The 19,447-nt window shown below is 52.1% G+C and carries 15 protein-coding genes; 1 reads left to right on the top strand and 14 read right to left on the bottom strand.

Going from position 1 to position 19,447, the window contains the following annotated elements; translation table 11 throughout:
• Positions 1–12 precede the first annotated feature (12 nt).
• The 5 genes from flgK to KZ483_RS03515 form a co-directional block, all read right to left on the bottom strand.
• A complete protein-coding gene (flgK, locus tag KZ483_RS03535; RefSeq protein ID WP_220351392.1) occupies positions 13–1,572 on the bottom strand; it encodes a flagellar hook-associated protein FlgK in 1,560 nt (519 codons plus the stop codon).
• A gap of 14 nt (positions 1,573–1,586) precedes the next feature.
• Positions 1,587–2,084: a flagellar protein FlgN gene (locus tag KZ483_RS03530; protein WP_220351391.1), complete on the bottom strand. Its 498-nt coding sequence runs from the start codon at positions 2,082–2,084 to the stop codon at positions 1,587–1,589.
• 26 nt (positions 2,085–2,110) lie between these two features.
• A complete protein-coding gene (gene flgM / locus KZ483_RS03525) occupies positions 2,111–2,374 on the bottom strand; it encodes a flagellar biosynthesis anti-sigma factor FlgM (protein WP_220351390.1) in 264 nt (87 codons plus the stop codon).
• A 167-nt stretch (positions 2,375–2,541) separates the two neighbouring features.
• Positions 2,542–2,949, bottom strand: coding sequence for a TIGR03826 family flagellar region protein (locus KZ483_RS03520; protein WP_220351389.1), 408 nt, complete (start codon positions 2,947–2,949; stop codon positions 2,542–2,544).
• Positions 2,950–3,049: 100 nt separating this feature from the next.
• Entirely contained in the window at positions 3,050–3,619 is a 570-nt protein-coding gene (locus tag KZ483_RS03515) for a ComF family protein (protein ID WP_220351388.1), read from the bottom strand.
• Positions 3,620–3,635: 16 nt separating this feature from the next.
• Between KZ483_RS03515 and KZ483_RS03510 the strand changes: the two genes are divergently transcribed.
• Positions 3,636–3,863, top strand: coding sequence for a hypothetical protein (locus tag KZ483_RS03510; RefSeq protein ID WP_220351387.1), 228 nt, complete (start codon positions 3,636–3,638; stop codon positions 3,861–3,863).
• 46 nt (positions 3,864–3,909) lie between these two features.
• Here KZ483_RS03510 and KZ483_RS03505 read toward each other — a convergent pair whose 3' ends face one another.
• From KZ483_RS03505 to KZ483_RS03465, 9 genes are all read right to left on the bottom strand, one after another.
• Positions 3,910–6,060, bottom strand: a complete 2,151-nt coding sequence (locus KZ483_RS03505; protein ID WP_258881522.1) for a helicase-related protein — start codon at positions 6,058–6,060, stop codon at positions 3,910–3,912.
• A gap of 185 nt (positions 6,061–6,245) precedes the next feature.
• Positions 6,246–6,947, bottom strand: coding sequence for a hypothetical protein (locus KZ483_RS03500; protein ID WP_220351386.1), 702 nt, complete (start codon positions 6,945–6,947; stop codon positions 6,246–6,248).
• A 197-nt stretch (positions 6,948–7,144) separates the two neighbouring features.
• The gene (locus tag KZ483_RS03495) at positions 7,145–7,963 is read right to left on the bottom strand and encodes a copper amine oxidase N-terminal domain-containing protein (RefSeq protein ID WP_220351385.1); all 819 of its coding nucleotides are present in this window, start codon (positions 7,961–7,963) and stop codon (positions 7,145–7,147) included.
• Positions 7,964–8,209: 246 nt separating this feature from the next.
• Positions 8,210–8,938, bottom strand: a complete 729-nt coding sequence (locus tag KZ483_RS03490) for a response regulator (RefSeq protein WP_220351384.1) — start codon at positions 8,936–8,938, stop codon at positions 8,210–8,212.
• A gap of 7 nt (positions 8,939–8,945) precedes the next feature.
• Positions 8,946–10,106 carry a sensor histidine kinase gene (locus KZ483_RS03485; protein ID WP_220351383.1) on the bottom strand — a complete coding sequence of 387 codons (1,161 nt, stop codon included), beginning with the start codon at positions 10,104–10,106 and terminating at the stop codon, positions 8,946–8,948.
• Positions 10,107–10,177: 71 nt separating this feature from the next.
• The gene (locus tag KZ483_RS03480; protein WP_220351382.1) at positions 10,178–12,898 is read right to left on the bottom strand and encodes a stalk domain-containing protein; all 2,721 of its coding nucleotides are present in this window, start codon (positions 12,896–12,898) and stop codon (positions 10,178–10,180) included.
• 178 nt (positions 12,899–13,076) lie between these two features.
• Complete coding sequence (locus KZ483_RS03475) at positions 13,077–17,459, bottom strand: Ig-like domain-containing protein (RefSeq protein WP_220351381.1); 4,383 nt, start codon at positions 17,457–17,459, stop codon at positions 13,077–13,079.
• Between the two features lie 128 nt (positions 17,460–17,587).
• Positions 17,588–18,790, bottom strand: coding sequence for a methionine adenosyltransferase (gene metK, locus KZ483_RS03470; protein ID WP_220351380.1), 1,203 nt, complete (start codon positions 18,788–18,790; stop codon positions 17,588–17,590).
• 217 nt (positions 18,791–19,007) lie between these two features.
• On the bottom strand, positions 19,008–19,295 hold the full coding sequence (locus KZ483_RS03465; protein WP_220351379.1) for an alpha/beta-type small acid-soluble spore protein: 288 nt from the start codon (positions 19,293–19,295) through the stop codon (positions 19,008–19,010).
• Positions 19,296–19,447: the final 152 nt, after the last annotated feature.

Below are 19,447 nucleotides of genomic sequence, written 5' to 3'. Positions count from 1 at the left end.
CCTCCCCATTAATTAACGGCCGACAGTGCCGGTACCGTTGATCAGTTTATCCAGCATTTCATCGACTGTTGTCATAAATCTTGCAGCGGCACTGTATGCATGTTGGAATTTCACCAGATCAGACATCTCTTCATCCAAAGAGACACCGCTTACGGATTGTCTCTGCCCGTCCACCTGCGCAACCATGTTCTGCTGGTTGTCGAGCTTACGGCTGACGTCGCTCGCCTGTACGCCCATCTGACCCACGATAGATTGAAAATAGTCATCGATCGTGCCATCGGATAAACCGCTCGAACTGGAACCCGCATAAGTGAAAGTCCCACCCTTCAACTGCGACATAAGAATCGCAAGCGTATTATTACCTTTAACCGCAGACTCCGAGCTCCCCGAGCCGGTCGTCCTGAGCGATGTGGCGATCAATCCCGCATCTGATTGGATGGCAGGGTTGAGCCGGATATTCGCTGCTGTTATGGCCGTTCCCGAAGAAACGGTAAAAAACTCGGATCCTGATTTCAGCGGAGTATCGAAGGTATAGCCTAATTGATGAAGCCCGTTGATGCCTTTAACAGTTGTGGTTAAATCCGATGTAAGCGTTCTTGATGGGCCTGTGTAGGTCACACCATTCAGAACCGTTCCTTCCGGCAGCACGGAACCGGCCGGAATGGTAACGGTCACGTCTCCGGTAGCAATTGTATTCGCTACCGTGTCCAGCTGCTTCTGATAATCGCTTACATAAGTTTCTCTGGAGTAAAGCATGCCGTATGCTTCGCCATTATTCAGATCTCCCGATTGAAACGCAGCAGTTAACGCAGCCGCAGATGTAGCGGTAAAGCTCCCACCGGTGACAAGATTGGTTCCGCCCATCGAAATATTGTAGCCTTCCGGCGTATTCGCAACAGTGATATTGACGATTTTGGACAGATTATCGGTTAATAAGTCGCGTTGGTCACGCAGATCGTTTGCATTGTCCCCAAGACTTTCCACACGTTGGATTTCGGCATTCAGACCGGAAATATTCGTCAATATGGAGTTGATTTCATTGGACTTGGTACCGACGTTGGATGTAAGATCAGAGCTCAAATCACTCAGTTGTTTACTCATCTGGTTCAGCGCATCGGTGAGCGCCAGAGCACTCTCCCTTACTACCTTCCGTCCCGTTACGTTCTCCGGGTCTTTACTTAAATCGGACCAGGATTTCCAAAAATTATCCATTACCGTACGCAAACCGCTATCTGACGGTTCGTTCACAATCGCCTGGAGCTTGTCCAGCGTATCGGATTGAACCGTATAACTTCCGAGTGATTTGCTCTCATTCCGGAATTGATCATCTAGAAAGGCCGTCCGAATGCGGGTAATGGATTTTATTTCAACTCCCGTTCCAATTTGGCCGGCTGCCGTCGATTTAGTCAAACCGAGCGGTTCCATTGGTTTGGCAGCGGTCATGCCGACCCTTTGTCGGGAATACCCCTCTGTGTTTGCATTCGAAATGTTATGACCTGCCGTATTCAAAGCGGTCTGTTGCGTGAACAGACTTCGTTTGGCTGTTTCGATCCCGAAAAAAGTGGATGACATTCCTTGACCTCCTGTTAAACTCGAGTATTAAACAGCCCGCTAGGACGCAATCCGTTACCCTTGTTTACTGGATGTTGATAAACAAGATCGTCATAAGGGGTTTCCATTAGAAGATCGATCGAATATTCAATGAACCGCAGCGATTGAGCGATGAGCTGCTGATTCAAGTCATTGACCTTCTTCAGTTCCTCCAGCTTGGCCGATAGCTGCTGCTGAAGTTCCATCAGCTTCAGTTTCTCGTGAGGCTGTGTTGTCGTCCGAATCATATCGCTAAGCTTACCGTTCCTGGTACGGTAACCTAATTTGGAAAAATGGATGTTCGCTTGCGTCGTACGCTGAACTTCCAGCTCTTCCGCACGGTTAAGGAGCTTTCTTTCCTTTAATGTTAGTCCGTTCAACTGCTCCACATCGTTGCAAACGAGCACGGGAGTTTTCTGCTTGGCCGTCTCCAATAACAGTTCATACAGCTCCAGCTGCTGCTGGAGCGTTTCCACAATGGACTCGTTCAACATTACGCTTCACCTGTTCCCATCTCACTTTACTTTAAAAACGGCCAAAGCTTCTCAGCGATTTTGCCGGCGTCGACGTGGTAGGTTCCGGACGCCACTTCCTTCTTCAAATCATTGACGCGGTCCGCTCGTTCTTCTTTCTTCGTTTGGCTGCTGGACAGCATTTCTTGTGCTTCGGCGGAAATATGGACCTGATCGGTCCTTCGTTTGCTGTTTGCAGATGAAGAGCGGGATTCAGTCTGCTTCTGATACGGATTGACGGCACCTATACGCTGCGGTTCATTGATTTTCATACTTTCACCTCTTTTTCGCCCGGTAAGAATACAAGCAAAATTTATCAACGGATTAGTATCACTTATATTCAATAAAAAAAACCGATAACCTTTACAAGTATTATCGGTTTCCTTTTAATAAAATTTTATAGACAGATCATGTCAATGTTGAAAAGGTTCAAGGTTTATCAGTCTTTTTGCCGTTCCTTGATTTGAAACGAACCCGGGGAGGGCCGGCGCTTGTCCGCCTGTTCGCTCGAATTGTTCTTCAGTTGGCCGGTTTCCTTGATCAACCTCGAGCGGCAGCTTTCGCACATCGTGCCTTCGCGTATCGGAATTCCGCATACCTCGCAAGGATAACCTAGATTGGGCGCGCCGACTAGAGAAATCCGGCCTTCACGGATAAATTTTGTAATTAACTTAACGGCAACGCCCGTTTCATCTGATAGCTCCTGCATGGTGGCGCCTTTATTTTTGCGTAAATATTCCGCGCAGCGTGAATATTCCAGATCGATTTCCTTTATACAAGCCGGACAGACGTCCCGAAAATTTTTGGCGTACAATTTTCCGCAGCGTGGACAATTATCGATATTCATGCCCTTTGCCCCTTTCAAGAAACATTTGGATATGCATAATTCTACTTGATTTATCGACAATATTCACCTTTTTTTTCGAAACATAGGTCATGAGCTTCACTCAAGAACGCGCCAAAGTAAGCACATACACCTCCGGAACCAGACCTGTACGAATGCGGTCCACTGAATCTATGATAGCCGATGCACACGCGTTAACGGTGCTTCCCGTCGTGTAAATGTCGTCTACCAGCAGCAGGCGCAGCCTGGGGAGTGAATGCAGGCTCTCAGGCAATGACACTCGGCGGGCATGAACAAATAAGGGTGAGGCAAGCCGGTCGTCCGCCGAAAACAGGTCCCTGGTGTCGCGCAGCCTTGCACCGCGTGTTTTGAAACTTTGTTTATCGCTGTGCCGGGTACGCCTTAATATATCAACGAGAGGCAGTCCGTTCCGATCCGCAATGTATGATGCCATCCGTTCCGCTTGATTGAAACCGCGCTCCTGCAGACGTTCAAGGCTGAGCGGAACAGGTACTACAGCATCGAAAATAAAAGAAGCATCACGCCGGGAAAGCTCGTCCCGCAAATGGCCGAAGGCGTCATCAAGTATAGCTCCAAGCAGCGGGGCCAACGCTTCATGCCCCCGGTATTTGTACAGAGCGAGCCACTCGCGGATAACTGCGTTATAGCGCACGGCGCTTCTATTGCAAATGAAGGCGGTATTATGCCGGCGCGGGCAGTCTGAGCAGGGGTCGGGCCTTCCGCATACGGGACAAGCGATGCGCGTAATCCACGGTATGCTCCCGCAGCAGTCAAGACACAACCCTTCCGGCAAGGGTTTATTGTACGCAAGTGATTGCTGCGGAATCTTACGAAATGCCCGCGCGCAAATAAGGCATGTAATAGGGGCGGGAGAGAGAAGTGCGGCGGCGCTGTGAAGCAAAGAGGGATAGAATCTCTTGACTATTTGTAAAAGTCTCATGGTCACACCCTTCTATTATTGCCGACTAAATAGCCGCATCGTCCGGCGCGCTTGTTCATACCCCGTATTTGCCGAATTGCCGATTGCTGGGCACGGTTGCGGACCGCAGCGCAGAAATACACGTTTCCGGCCGGATCGTCACTGGATCGTCCTGCCCGTCCGGACATCTGTACGAGTGAGGCGTCATCGAACAATTTACTATCGGCATCGAAAATAAATACATCGCTCTTCGGGACGGTTACGCCGCGCTCAAGAATGGTCGTGGTGACCAGCAAACGGATTGTGCAGTCACGGAATTTCAGCACTTTGTCGCCTCGTTCATCATCCTTGGAGGATGTTCCGTCAATGGCAGCGTCAGTAAATATTTCTCTAAGACGCTGCACGAGCGGACCAATCTGACTGATTTTTGGCACGAAAACAAATACCTGCGCTCCTCGGCCTAGGGATGTGCGAATTGCCATAGTCAGACGGCGCGGTAAGTGTTTCTGTTCGAGAAGCCGCTTGACCGGTGGAACCGGCAGTAGAACCGGGACCGGAAGCGGGTGTCGGTGAAATCGGACCGGTACGCGTGCATGCGGAAGCCTCCCCCGTTCCGCCTCCCGCCGCAGTTCTGCAGGGGGCGTGGCCGAGAGCAGTACGTTCACACCACCAGGTGTGCATACATTACCGGCTGCATAGTGCAGTAAAGGGTCGTCGTGATAGGGAAATGCATCTACCTCGTCAATTACAACGAGATCGAAAGCTCTATAAAAACGAAACAGCTGATGCGTCGTTGCCAGCGTGATCTCGCCCTTCTCCCACCGCTGGGGACTGCCGCCGTACAATGTGACCACGGACCGCTGAGGAAACGCCTTGCGAATCCTTGGATTGAGCTCGAGTACAACGTCCCGCCGGGGCGTCGCGATCAATGCCCGCCCTCCCCGATTCAGACATGCTTCAATTAGCGGGAATATCATCTCGGTCTTACCTGCGCCTGTCACTGCCCATAAAAGAAACCGCCGGCAGGAATCAGCGTCTTCTTCGTTGTGGATAGTCTGCCGCTGATGACCTGCGGCTGAATGATTCGGATGAGTGCGGTTTGGAGCGAACCGGTCCGGAAGATGCCGCCTCCACCAGCCGGTTTGTTTCTGCAGGCCATCCGATTCGAGAAATCGGAGCGCACTTGCAGCTGCTGAAGCTTGTGCCGGACTAAGGTTCCACTGAGCCAGCCGGTTTTCGATGATTGCCGAAACGGACTCGGAGTTATCGCCCGATCGCATCGGAGTTTGATTAGACGACGAAGACGGTGCTGCGAGTTGCGGCCGGGTTAGGTCCGACGTGCCGAGGATGAGCAGCCCGCATTCGCGGCTGCGGCCCATAGCGAGGCACGCCTCGCAGTAGGCGCACATGCGCCCGCATGCAGCGCATGGCGTTCGGCGCATGCGCGCCGGGCCGCTGCCGCAGCGCTGGCAGCGGAGAAGCGGGCGCGGCCCGGCGCCGCCGCGAAGCGCACCCCGCCACCGCAGCAGCCTGGGCTGCGGCTGCGGGGCGAGCGCGCCGCCCAGGCGCAGCCGGCCGAGGAGCGCGGCCAGCTGCAGCGCGGGAGCTGCCGCGCTCCAGGGCGGCGGCGCTGCGCCTGCCGCCGCATCCGCGGCGGCGAGCAGGGCGAGCGCTTCGCTGCCGAGCAGCGCCCGGCCCTGCAGGAGCGCGGCGGCGCGGCACGCCTGCACCGCCAGCGCCTGAGCGCCCGCGCGGCCTGCGGCTCCCCCGCACGCGCCTGGCACATGCCCTGCATGTGCCAAAGGCAGCGGCTCCCTTAGCGCGCTTGCCCGCTCCTCTGCCCCATGTACAAGCGCTACCAGGCGCGCTAACTTCTCGCGCGCCTCCTCGCGATCCATTGGCCTCCCGGCAGCAGGCCATCGCTCTGCAACCATTACCGCAAGCCCCAAGGCAATCGGCTGCTCCCGGAATACCAGCTGGGTCACCCGTTCCGTCAGGCCGGGACCAGGCTTGTCCGTGTGGATGCCTGCTCCTGCATCGTACCGGGCAGCCTCGCTATACACGACCTCCCGATAGCCGGCGTCAAGCCAGAAGGCCGAATCAACCTCAGGTGCGATGGACCACGCCGCCCTTGAGCCTCTTTCGGTCAAAATGACATACAGCGTTACTTTCACTTGAAGCTTCCCCCTGTTCGAAAAAACTTAAAATTCCTGAACAAACGCAAAGCACACCCGCAAGCTGTCTCTGGCAGCCATACGGGTGTGCTTCACTCGTCCGATATTAATATGGAGTTTATTATACCTCGACCTCCTTTAAGTTAGCAATGGCCCGGCTCTGACAAGTACCTTGGCTGCAGCCCTTAAAGCGGCAGCTTCGACAAATCCGCCGGTTCTCTCAAATCCACCAAGACCGCGTGCTCGGGTTCGGTTACGATGCCTTCCGCCTGAAGCATCCACATCAAATGCGAAGGCTCCATGATGAATCGGCGGTCCCGTTCCACATCCGTGCTGTCTTCGTCCTCACCTGGCTTTATTCTGCGGCCGCGTCTTCCCCAGCTCGTCAGAAAGCGTTGCCATCTCGCCCAGGCTGAGCTCCTCCGCTCGGGCCGGAACCCGCTTTCACAGTGCGCAGCATTGTTTTCATCCGCTTGAGCGACTACCGGCCGATCGAAGCTCGAATAAGCTTCAGCTCTCCTATGCTCGTCGCTGCTTTTATTTCCAGGCATTAACCCCTCGCCTTCAAACCAGCTCCGCCCGGACATGAACAAGGGTTCGGCTGCGATATTCACGTTCATTCCATATCGGGAGAAATACCTGGCAATACCGATCGTCTCGTCTTCCGATCCGCGGTCGATAACCGTAACCTTCACTTCAGTCCCGGTAAAATGTGAAAAACGGCGGAGCGAACGCATATACCATTCCATCTGCAGCTGCTGGTTGCCCGCTATGAGCACATAATGCTTCACGTCATTCCCGCGTCTCCAGCTGAGTGCGGAAGCGGCATGGACTGCAGCTGCCGCCAAGGCGTAACAACCAACAATCCACAGCAAAACCGGAATCATGGCGGCCACCTCCTTTTTGTGACATCATATGCTGCTGGCAGCCCATGAGTGCCGGAAACGAACGGACGAGTAACGCAAAAAGGGCGCATTTGATGCGCCCATCCCATACGTTTCATTCCATCCTGTTTAACCTCCTCATGGCCGGAAAACGAGAAGCCGCCGGAGAGCATCTCCGGCGGCGGCATTTCATAATTCGTCTATTTCGTTTGATCAAGGATAATTACGCTTGAAGTCTCTGCGTCCCAGACGACCTTTGATTTGAGACTCTCACCGAGGAAACGCATAGGCACGATCACACGGTTATTTTTCATTTGGCCCGCGACATCAAGGGCTACTTGCTTGCCGCCGATGTAGGCGACCTTGCTGCCGAGTACAAGCTTCACTTCCACACCGTCACGTTTAACGATGACTGTCTTGGTCGAAGCTTCCCATACGACTTCCGCTTTTAATGATTCCGCAATCGCGCGGAACGGTACCAGCGTACGCCCTTCTTTCACCACCGGAGGCACGTCGAATTTGGCCGCAACGCCATTAACATAAGTTTTGATGCCTTTTTGCCCCAGCTTTGCTTTCAGCTTACTCAGCTTTTTATACTGTTCGATATTTGTAACATCGCTCTGTACCACCGCCGCTTGAATAACAGCAGCCGCTTCAACCTTGCCTTGCTTCGCGAGGGAATCGGCCAAAGCTTTAAGGTCCGTATCGGCATTCACTTCGATGTTGTATTTCGTTTTGAGCAGCAGGGCGATACGCTCGCCAGCAGGCTTGTCCTTCACATTTTCATAGGCATTGATCAGGCCGTGGGCCCCGTTATGCCCGTATACGGAACCGGTAACCGATTTATCATCATAAACGGATCCTGTAACTGTAGTATCATCTTTCCAATAGACCGATTCCGAAACCGTCCGGCCCGGCTTTTCCTTGTGTTCTTTATTTCCGCCTTGCGCTGCGAATGCCGTGCCGGTCATCATGCTGACGGCGACAACCGCTGTTAGTACTGCAATTTTGCTTTTCATTGTCTGTTACCTCCCAGTAGTTTTAAAGATTGTATTTCGGATATATGCATATAGTTCTAAACAAGCTTCAATTTTGGGTGGGTCGGCGGCTTACGAAACAAAATATATTTATTTCCCCTACTGGGATACTTGGAAAAAACTCGGGCTGCCCGCCCCGCACGCCAACATCTTGGCACTACTGATGCGCAGGAAAAGACCTCCGCCTATAAGCGGAAGCCTTGTCTTTGTTTATGTAATTCAGCAGCGCTAGAGCGTCACCCAGCCGAATTTGATGGAGTTGATAACAGCCTGCGTCCGGTCGTCGACTTCCATTTTCTGAAGAATGCTGCTCACATGGTTTTTCACCGTTTTTTCGCTGATAAACAAATATTCGCCTATCATCTTGTTGCTCTTGCCTTCCGCCATCAAACGGAGCACTTCCGCCTCGCGGCGCGTAAGAGGATTATTCTCGCTGGGTACGAATTTCACTCCTGCTTCACGGCCCGCGGCAGCCCCGGATGTAGACCCGATCTCATCGAGATATGTCATACGGCGCAGCTGATTAATGAGTTTGCCCGTCACCTTCGGATGAATATAGGCATAACCGCTAACCACGGAACGGATTGCATTTGCGAGCGCTTCCGCCTCCATATCCTTAAGTAAATAGCCGGATGCGCCCTTGCGGAGCGTTTCGAAGACATAGCTTTCATCGTCGTGAATGGATAAAATAATGACTTTCACATCGGGGAAAATATCGCGCAGACGTTCGGTTGCGACGACCCCGTTCTCTATCGGCATGTTAATGTCCATAAGAACAACTTCAGGCTTGTTCTCGTTGCAAAACTCGAGTACCTGAATCCCGTCGTTACATTCGCCGATGACCTCCAGATCGTCTTCCATATTGAGTATTCGCTTGAGTCCCTCTCGGAATAATTGGTGATCGTCAGCAATCAGCACCTTGATTTTACGTTTGCCGGTCGTTGCTCTTTGATCCATCGTCAGTTTACTCCTTTCTCTGCTCTACGTTGATGGGGATATGAATCGTTACTTTCGTCCCCTCGTTAATCGCCGATTCGATCTCCATCCTCCCTTCCAATAACTCGACTCGTTCACGCATTCCAATCAGTCCGAAATGTGCACTGTCTTTAGCCCGGGATTCAATCAGATCGACATGGAAACCGACGCCATTATCCTTAACGACAATCTTCACCATCTGTGCTTGATAGGTAAGGTCCAATGCGACGTAAGAAGGATTCGCATGCTTTAAGGCATTGCTGAAAGCTTCCTGGACCATCCGGTATATGCCGGCTTCCATTGCAGAGGGCAGCCGCATTTCCTTTCCGATTGTGTCGAATATCGTCCGAATCTTGGTCTTCTCCTCAAAATCCTGGACATATTTCCTTAGAGTAGGCACCAGTCCCAGGTCATCCAATGCCATTGGGCGCAAATTGAAAATGATTTTGCGGATTTCCTGGAGACCGGAGCGAACCTGACCCTTCAAGTCTATTAATTCTTCCTGTACTAATTGAAATTCCTTCTTTACGAGCATTCTTTCTGCAATTTCCGTCCTAAGAACTATATTGGCGAGAGATTGAGCAGGACCATCATGAATTTCCCTTGCGATCCTTTTGCGTTCTTCTTCCTGCGCCAAAATAATTTTCAGTCCGATTTGCTGCCTGTTTTGGGCCGATTCAAGAATGCGCGTCACCTGATTCAAGTCGCCGGATAAGTAATCGAGAACGACGTTGATCTGGGATCCTATCATCTCGGCCCGTTCAATCGACTGATCGACATTGCGAACCCGCTTCTGCAGCTCATCGCGACGCGCCCTCAGATATCCTTCCTTCTCCCGGAAAACCATCAGATCCAGCTGCAGCTGGGTCGCCTTCTCATAGGCGGCTTTGATATCCTCTTCCTTATATCGGACAAAATCGCGGCTTACTTCAGTCAGTCGTATCCGCGCCCGCCGATAGTCCAGCTCCAGTCTGTCGACCTTGTCGATAATCTCGGCCGCCTCACTGAGCACCTGATTCAATTCCTGGCCGAGCGAAAACAATTCTTTACGTGCGGACTCGCAAATTTCAAAAATCTGATATTTGCTTTCCTCCATCACCAGAACGGCGTTTTTAATGACGCGATCGATATCGTCAATACGATAATCCACGTTTTGCTCGTCCCACTTTCTTCAAATCTTCTATGCCTATCATATCACAGAATAGCCCGGCAGCGTCCACATCATTCGACGGAAATCGTGCCCAATTTTCCATCCCAATTTACGGTTAGGCCTAATTGCTCGGATACAAGCCTGATCGGGACCAGCGTTCGTCCTCCTCTGGTGATAGGGGCAATTTCGGATTTCATCCGTATTCCGTTCACAATAAACTCTTGCCGGCCAAGCCACATTTCGAGCAGCTTGCTGCCTCTCAGCACCGTGACTCGCTTGGCCGTCTGCTCCCAGTCGACTTCTGCGCCCATTGCTTCGGTAACAAAGCGAAGCGGCAGATAAGTCGTACCACCGAGCAGCAGCGGCGCTACATCCATCTTCGTCGCTTGTCCGCCCACCTTCGCCCACTTGGAGCCGATCTTCAGCTGGATCGCCGTGCGCGCAGGCTCCGCAACGGCAGCAGGGTATTGAAAGCTGATATTATCAAACGCGACTGAACCGCTAATTGCCCGCTCGTCCTGACCGTCCGCGATCGATGCAACATAGATACGCTTCAGCTTGAGCGGATAAGTCATTTTATCGCTCGGCAGGTTGACCTTTAACTGCTTCCATCCGGTCCAATCGATTTGATCGGCCAGTGTTACGAGATGCGATTTGCCTGCCTTATCGATAAATTCAGCGCGCAGCCAGTTGAGGCTGTTATCGCCCAGGACATCCATAGTGATGGCTGAGGGGCTCCCTTCCACATTCCGGCCGGAGCCGTCCAGAGCCGCATAAGCCGCTTTCGTGCCGCTGCCTCCCGTGAAATCATAGGAAAGCTGAAGCGCATTTGACGCCGCGTCATCCGAAAGTCCTGAAACAAGGCCCACAGTCCCACTTACACCATTCGTACCCGAGAATGTAATTGGGTAGGTCACTTTATCGAAATTTTCAAATTTCTTGTCCGTACCGGTCGCCAGCACGGCTACAGTCGAGAATCCATCATAGCGGGCAATAAGATACCCGGCAGCCGCTCCGGGAGTCACGGAACCGATCGTTAGCGAGTCCCCCTGCATCGTCCCTGTAAAGCCATGCATCTCCCACTTCAGCGAGGAAGCCGGAATCGTCATCTTGCGGCCGTCTTCCAATACCACACTTACCGGAACCGATAATGTTTTGCCCTGCTCCAGAACCGGCGAATCCGCTTCGATGGTCATTTGTGCGATTTGTGCTCCTCCAATGACCTCAATCGGAAGTTCGTCGCTTACGCTGCCGGATTTAACAGTCAGCGTTGTCGTGCCCGCCTTGGCGGCCGTAAACGTGTTACCGGAAATCGTGCCCAGTGCATCGGCAATCTTCCAGGTCGGCGTAAGACTTCCCGGATCGACAGGGTTGTAATAGGTATCGTATGCTTTCATTTCATAGGCAGCCTGCTGCCCGATGAACAGCGCGCCGCTTCCGCTTGCTTTTATCCCCTTGAGCTCCCCTTGCGGGGCAGTCGTGTAAACGCCCAGCCCGCTTGGAACAAGGCGCTGTACGGTGCCATATTCAGTCGGAGCGGTAAGCTCGGCGTCAAACTCGCCAAGCGGCCGGGTCACCATTGTCGTCGATCCGCCGCCATCCAGATTAACGGCGCGCCATACGCCTAATTGCACCAATAGCTGCTGAAGCTCAGCAAGGTTCACCCCCTTGCTGTTATCACTGTCTTCAACCGTGACGATCATAACCTTCGTTCCGTCCTGATTGTATCCTACTGCTGTACGCGCCCTGTCGCCCGACGGGCTGATACCGCTGACGTCTCTTGAGAATGCAGCCGCTTTTCCCTGGTCGACGAGAATCGTATGGCCCCCCACGAGCATCTGGAGCTGATCTTGCTGGAACGTCTGGCCCGTCGTTTGTGAAACGAGGGCGTAGCTCGACGATATCTGCTGGCCGACCTGCAGATGCGCGCGCACAAAATCGGCGGCTTTGCCGTGCGTACGCAGAATATAGCCGTCTGCCGGCGGAGTGCCCGGTATCATGGAGTTGTCCGCAATTTGCATGACAATTCCATTCTGCACAAGCACTTCAGTCGGCGTAGTGGAACTGTCTTTCGCATCGGGGCGCGGGGCGGTCCATGCGCTGGTGTATATGTACATTGCATTCGCATGACTGTATCCGTTATCAGGTTCAGTCATATAAGCAGCTTTATTGATCCCTGCAAGCGGGAACGTTGCACCGTCTGCCGCCGTTATCGTACCGTTGAAGCTGAATAAATCGATCAGCGGTTTCCGGTCTTTCGTAACCGCGAACGCGTACATTCCCTTCAGCAGCGAAGGACTGGCCACAAGTGTACCGCCCTGTACCTCGGCCCCCATCGGAACACCTTTACCTGCTGTATTGAAATAGTCAGCGTTTACACCAGCGACGGCGCCGCTATTTTTCACCATACTGCCTGTCGAGCCATATCCGGTAATGGCGCCCGTCTTCCCGTTCATAACATCCAGCTTCACATTCGGATTGGTCAAATCGACTTCGATGACGTGCACATTGCTTAGTTGGGCTCCTTCACCTATTTTATTCTTCCACTGATAATCGACACGTTTCGCCCCTGCCGTTATCATTTCTTCATAGACCGCTACAAGCTGCTGCTGCACGCTTTGCGCCGCTGCCGACGACTGCACGTCGCTTTCTGCAGATACCGCCGCAGGAACAGCTATAGTGAGCGGCTGTGCCAGCAGTGACGCCCCCAATGTCAATATGAGCAATCGTTTTTGAGCTGCATTCCGCTTATTGAACGTCCTCGTCTGTTTCTTCTTCACCCGTTTACTCATGTTTCAGACAACTCTCCCATCTTAAAGTCTATTAGCTATAGACTATCAAAAGGTGGAAAAAGTTACGTTCAAGTTGTGTCTGATAGAAGAGTCCTATCAACATCCTTCGACCGAAAAGAAAAAACTATCCGATCCTTTCGACCGAATAGTTTATAAACCGCTATTGTTCTACGATTGTCTATGCGTCCAGAAAGTTGATATAGGACAGCAGCCGTCTTACCATCACCGCTGCCTGCGCACGGGTTGCATTTGACTTGCCGCTGAAAGTCGATGCCGACATTCCGTTAATAATTCCCGCCTGCACAGCCTTGGCAGTATCGTTCTGCGCCCACGTGCCGATTTTGCCCCGGTCGTTAAATCTCTTTAATATGGCCGATGCGTCTTGGGTGAGTGTGATTTGTACGCCTGCCGCACTAGCGGCGCGAATCATCATGGAGGCCATTTGTTCTCGCGTCACTAGGCTGGCGGCTTTAAACGAACCATCCGTCATGCCCTGTACAATTCCTGCGTTCGCTGCAGCGCCGATATAGGCTGCGACAGCTGCCGAGGTATCGACATCGTTGAATCTGGAAGCCGCTTGCTTATCGCCGGATAGCCCTAACCCTTTTGCGATGAACATTGCAAACTCTCCGCGGGTGATCGCCTTTTCCGGCGCGAAGGTTGTCAGCGTGCTGCCTTCGGCAATATATTTATTCGCAAGCAGCAAAATATCGTTCCTCGCCCAATGCTTGCCCACATCCGTAAAGTTCACGGAACCCTTGACTACAGTATAAACACTGTTTCCCTTCCGCTGAAAGGTTATGACCGATTGCCCGTTTGACGATTCAATGTGAGTCGGCACATAAGCCGGTTTCCCGGTTTGCGGATCCAGCCAGACGACCGCGGTTTGGCGCGGATCCAAAATCCCCGATGTTTTGATCGTGCGGGTTACATACCCTTTCAAATTATCTATCGCTTTCGTTTGAGAGCCGTTCGTTACCGCAAGCTCATAGCTCACCGGGCTTACCATCATCTGAGCCTTTGCGGCATTCAATGCGGATGTAAGTGAGGAAGCAAGTGCGTTCGCATTCGTGTCAATGGATACAACCAGCTGTCCGACTGCACTCACCGCATTCATCACCTGCCCGAGCTGGGTGTAATCCAGTGTGCTGAGCGGGATCTCGTAGGTTGTATCTTTATAGGCGACGGCGAAAGATGCATCCGGCGTTACCTTCTTAACATCCTCAAGAGCGCCTAGTGAAATCGCAACAATTCCGGCGTTTTCCGTTTCCGGAATGGTGAACTGTACTCTCGGCACCATTCCGCCGACAGTACGGACCGTCTTGAAGGCGGATGTTATCTTTTCCGATGTAAGTATATATTGATTAGCTGACCTGCCTGCCGGTGAAACTCCGGCTGTTGTCGTGGCTGCAGACTTCCTGATCGCCAATCCGCCGTCCGGCGCCGCTTCAAAATCGCCTGAAGCATTGTCCGACCATGTCGTTTGATTTGCCGCGTTGACGTCGGTGAACGAAGCCGCCTGCACCCCGGCTGATGAACGCAGCGTTAATCCGGATGCGGTATACCCGACCGTCACCGTATCCCCGACAGCTATAGGAGTAAAGAGATTAAGCGTTACGGCCGAACCGTTTATCGTGACGGATGAAACCGGTCGGGAAACGTTATTCACCTTTACGGTAAATTGGGTTGATGACGGGATATAAGAATTACTGAGCATAGTCGAGAAGGTTAACGTAACGACTCCCGCTTTAGCTACTGCGCCATTGAACGAAATGGCTGAAGCTCCTGTGCCGCCGTTTGCCGACATACTGCTGAACGGCGCAGCGGCATTTCCGCTGAAATCGGATAGCGAAGGCGAGCTTCCGTTATAGGAGACGAACACGCTGTCGCTTGCAGCAGTCGGAGAAGCCAATGTGAGCAGTACTTGGGGTCCAGAAATGCTGATCGAAGTAACAGCCCTCACAGTGCCATTAACAAGGACGGTGAAAGCGCTCACTAGCGGCTTCATCGCTGGATTCAGCGATTCGTCATAAACAAGCGTTATCGTGCCGGCCGAAGCCGATATGGTTTGCAATACAGGGACTTTGGTATCATCCCCATTGCGGATATTGAAGCTGCTGAAGGATGGTACGGCATTGCCGGCCGGGTCTTTCAAAGAGTAGGATGAAGCATAGTAGGACAATGACACAGACTGCGCTGCTGCCACCGCAGTACCGTTAAATGTGATAAATACTACGCTGCCGCTCCCCGATGCTTGGACTACGCTTCGTGCCGAGCCGTCGATGTAGACGGTAAACTGGCTGTAGGCGCTAGGGCTGATCTGGCCCAGTTCTTCATTAAACAGAAGTATAATCGTATTTCCGTTCACAGTCCCGCTAAGCTGTCTGGGCACCGTGCTGTCCGGAGAGTTCGAAACATCGCGATTCGAGAAGCTTGCAGCAGCATTACCCGCCAGAGATTTGATCGGCTTCTCTCCCGCGGAGTAGGACACTTTTATAAGCTGGCCGGCGGCGATAGTGCCCTGCATCGTCAAAGTGACAGTCTGCCCGCTTATCTGAATATCGGTTACCGGACGAACCGCAGCATTAATAGTGACGTAAAAATTGGCAGGCACCGGTACAGAGCCCGTATCGAGCGTACTATTAAAAGTCAACACGATTCTATTGGTGCCCAGCACTTCCGCATTTGAAACGACAGGCGCGCCGGAAGACGAACTGACCGTTTTGAATGTCCACTGGTATTGATTCAGAATGCCGTCATACTTATTTCCGGCGAGATCCGATATCGTGCCGTTTGTCATTTCCACATAGTAATTGGTGTTGGGAGCCATAGGGCTCTCGGGAGTTATCAACAATTTACGGTTATTGTGCGGGTCAATTGATAATTTGGTCGTCACAGGAGAATTGCTGCTGTCTGACACGCGTTTAATCTTTATCAGGGGTGTCTCCCCGAGCTGCACCGGCTCATTGAACAAGGCTTCCAGATTCACGCCGGATAGGGCAACGGTTGACGCATTGTTTGCCGGAGTCAGCGAAATGACAGTGGGCTTCTGCACATCTTGGGTAACGATGAACTGCCAGCCGCCCGAGCCCGATATTCCTGCAAAATTGTTTCCCTTCATATCGTGAAACGCTTGCCCGCCGATTTCCACATAGTAAGACGTATTATTCACGAAAACCAGACCCGAATCCTTGATCGTGATTTTGGCTGTACCGCCGCCGCTCACCTTGCTGGAGGTCACCGGAATAGTGGCGAATACTGTACCGCCCGGCAAGCTTCTGACAACGATATTGCCCGAGCCTTGATATACCGGTTCGCTGAAATTCATCTCCATATCCAAAGTCGGCGTCGTTTGGACATTCAGCGGCCTTCGGTCCCCAGCAAGCGTTGGGGCGGTATTATCGTCGCCCGGGTCGGTCGTAAAGTTCCAGTAGGACGCATCCGAAATCCCCTGGTATAGAATCGTATCGTTTCCCGCGTCCTTAAATGCACCGGTGTCGACCAGAATATAATACCCGGTACTGCCTGCCAAATCGGCGGGCGGGTCGACCGTTACAACCGTACCGTTGACAGTCACTTCAGGTGAGTTCACGCTAATCGTTTGAAAAGTACTGTTGTCGGAAATCCTGTTGATTCTAATGTTCCCTGTGTTTACGGCGACATTGACAGGGAAAGTCAGTACAAGATTACTTCCTATACCGACAGAATAGCCATTATCGGCGGGCTGGAGCGTCGGCGTCCCCAGCGGAGGTGCCGAGGTTGTAAAACGCCACTCATTTGCACTGACGCCGGCAAAGCTATTACCGGAAGCATCCTGGAAAGCGCCGCTTGGTACGGTCACTTCATATTGGCTGCTTGGCTGTAAAGTGCTTCCGAGCTGCACGGTTATCAAATTCGATGAACTCCCCGTTACGCTGCCTGATACTACCGCAACCGACCGCGTATCCCCGGGTTGATTGATATTACTGATGGAAATACTGCCATTAGCTGCATAAACAGGCTCGTTGAAACTCAACGAAAGCGTTGTGCCAATCACGGCAGTACCTCCATTAACAGGCGCTACAGAAGTAAGAGACGGCGGTGTCGTGTCCGCGGTCTGCATAGTCGTGAAATACCATGCCGCCGTACTTGTCATGCCTGCATAATTAGCGTTATTGCTCTCATTAACGAACGCGCCGGCATCAATATACACATAATAGCTTGTATTAACGGCAAAGGGCTTGCTTGGCGTAATTGTGACGACATTTCTTGCGGTCGTTCCGATCTGGACATGGCTATCCGAAGCCGCGATATAGGATTCAAACAGTTCATTGTCGCTTATTCTGCGGATAGAAATCGCAGCCGCCCCTGATCCCTTCACCACATTCTCATCAAAGGTCAGAACGAGCTTAGCATTTGTAAGCACATTCGAGGCTCCAGCTGAGGGTGAGGTGCTTAATACTGCCGGCCCACTGGAAGCGGCCGACACCCGTTGAGGCTTGTACGAAATACCGCCTATGCTGAATTGCACCATTAATAGAGCTGCTAATAGAAACGAAATAGTCCTTTTCTTACGAAACAACGTTAACCACTCCCCAATAGTCACACTCGTATAATAATTTTCGGTCAAGAGCCGTCTGAAATGAAGGGTTTGGATATAAATAACAAAAAAAACCGCTCCGGCGAAGGAGCGGTTTCCTTAGAAGTTAATTATGCTGAAGCATCTGCTTTCAATTGCTCCGCTTTGTCTACGCGCTCCCAAGGAGCATCAATATCAGTCCGTCCGAAATGTCCGTATGCAGCCGTTTTCGCGTAAATCGGGCGGCGCAGGTCAAGCATCTTGATAATGCCTGCCGGACGAAGGTCGAAATTCTTCTTGATTACCTCAACCAGCTTCTCATCGCTCACTGTGCCTGTTCCGTACGTATCGACACTAATCGATACAGGATTGGCAACGCCAATCGCATACGCAAGCTGGATCTCGCATTTATCGGCCAGTCCTGCCGCTACGAGGTTCTTCGCCACATAACGCGCTGCATAAGCCGCGGAACGGTCAACCTTTGTCGGATCCTTCCCGGAGAAGGCGCCTCCGCCATGGCGTGCATAGCCGCCATACGTATCGACAATAATTTTGCGCCCGGTCAAGCCCGCATCGCCTTGAGGACCGCCAATAACGAAGCGGCCGGTCGGATTAATGAAGTATTTCGTTTCACCATCAAGCCATTCCGCCGGAACTACCGGTTTAATTACTTGCTCAAGAATGTCCGCTTGAATTTGCTCAAGCGATATCTCTTCCGCATGCTGAGTAGAAACGACAATGGTGTCCACGCGCTGCGGTTTTCCGTCGACATATTCTATCGTAACCTGCGTTTTTCCGTCCGGACGAAGATAGTCGAGCGTACCGTCCTTACGAACCTCCGCCAAACGACGGGCGATACGATGCGATAATGCAATTGGAAGCGGCATAAGCTCAGGTGTTTCGTTCGCAGCGAAGCCAAACATCAAGCCTTGGTCGCCGGCACCGATATCCTCGTTCTCCTGCAGCATGTCTTTGCCATCGCGCGATTCAAGCGCAGCGTTAACGCCCTGCGCTATATCGGCCGATTGCTCGTTAAGCGAGGTTAGCACGGCACATGTGCTGGAATCGAAGCCGTATTTCGCACGGGTATAGCCGATATCCTTAATCGTGCGGCGCACGATAGCCGGAATATCAACGTAATCCGCGCGGCTGCTTATTTCTCCGATAACAAGAACCAGACCGGTTGCAACCGATACTTCGCATGCTACACGGGCATAAGGATCCGCTTCGAGGAATGCGTCGAGCACGGCGTCCGAAATTTGGTCGCAAATTTTGTCGGGATGTCCTTCCGTTACTGACTCTGATGTAAACAAGTGACGTCCTTTAAGTGACATCTGATTTCAACCTCCTACAGCTTTAATAATCTAAGTATGATGGATAAAATACCTGGAAACCGGGACTATAAAGACATCAACGTCCCTCAGGATCTAACGTTGAACGTTTCGATTCCAAAAAATGAACCTTTTCCGAGGTGGAAAAGGTCTCATGACAACTCTCTAAAACAGTATGATACCGAAACTGTCGCTTTGTGTCAATGCCATCTGCTCGGTTTTACAGCTGGTTCAATGCTTGTTCAGCCTGTTGGACCAACTTTCGCGTAATATACCCGCCTACGGAACCCGCGTCCCTTGTCGCAAGCTGCGCCCATGGAACGGTGCCCGCCTCACCCGAGGATGAACCAAGAGAGCCTAATTCGGAAGCAAACTCCGTATGGCCCAATCGGTCCGGCGTTATAGCGCCAACCATTAAACCGAGCTCTGCAGCAATTTCATACTTCATCTGGCGGAGCGCTTCACGGGATTCGGGAACAACCACTTGATTGGAAGATCGTCTTGCCATCGTCATGCACCTCCAGTGAGTTAGAAAAGGATGTGGCTTTATTGTGCCTCCATCCTCGTCTTTGAAGCGCATAACTTTTTGTCAGCAAGGGTAAAATGTAACTCGTTATACAGTAGAGGTTTGTATGTACCCGTTCTTCCGTTCTTCCGTTC

The organism is Paenibacillus sp. sptzw28 (genome assembly GCF_019550795.1).
In the GTDB taxonomy this organism is placed as follows: domain Bacteria; phylum Bacillota; class Bacilli; order Paenibacillales; family Paenibacillaceae; genus Paenibacillus_Z.
This window is presented reverse-complemented; position numbering and strand designations above follow the sequence as displayed.

Coding starts and splice junctions, on each gene's coding strand:
- KZ483_RS03500 (WP_220351386.1), bottom strand. CDS start 6,947: ATGATTCCGGTTTTGCTGTGGATTGTTGGTTGTTACGCCTTGGCGGCA.
- KZ483_RS03480 (WP_220351382.1), bottom strand. CDS start 12,898: ATGAGTAAACGGGTGAAGAAGAAACAGACGAGGACGTTCAATAAGCGG.
- KZ483_RS03530 (WP_220351391.1), bottom strand. CDS start 2,084: ATGTTGAACGAGTCCATTGTGGAAACGCTCCAGCAGCAGCTGGAGCTG.
- KZ483_RS03465 (WP_220351379.1), bottom strand. CDS start 19,295: ATGGCAAGACGATCTTCCAATCAAGTGGTTGTTCCCGAATCCCGTGAA.
- metK (WP_220351380.1), bottom strand. CDS start 18,790: ATGTCACTTAAAGGACGTCACTTGTTTACATCAGAGTCAGTAACGGAA.
- KZ483_RS03510 (WP_220351387.1), top strand. CDS start 3,636: ATGAAGGCGGTATTATGCCGGCGCGGGCAGTCTGAGCAGGGGTCGGGC.
- KZ483_RS03495 (WP_220351385.1), bottom strand. CDS start 7,963: ATGAAAAGCAAAATTGCAGTACTAACAGCGGTTGTCGCCGTCAGCATG.
- flgK (WP_220351392.1), bottom strand. CDS start 1,572: ATGTCATCCACTTTTTTCGGGATCGAAACAGCCAAACGAAGTCTGTTC.
- flgM (WP_220351390.1), bottom strand. CDS start 2,374: ATGAAAATCAATGAACCGCAGCGTATAGGTGCCGTCAATCCGTATCAG.
- KZ483_RS03520 (WP_220351389.1), bottom strand. CDS start 2,949: ATGAATATCGATAATTGTCCACGCTGCGGAAAATTGTACGCCAAAAAT.
- KZ483_RS03490 (WP_220351384.1), bottom strand. CDS start 8,938: ATGGATCAAAGAGCAACGACCGGCAAACGTAAAATCAAGGTGCTGATT.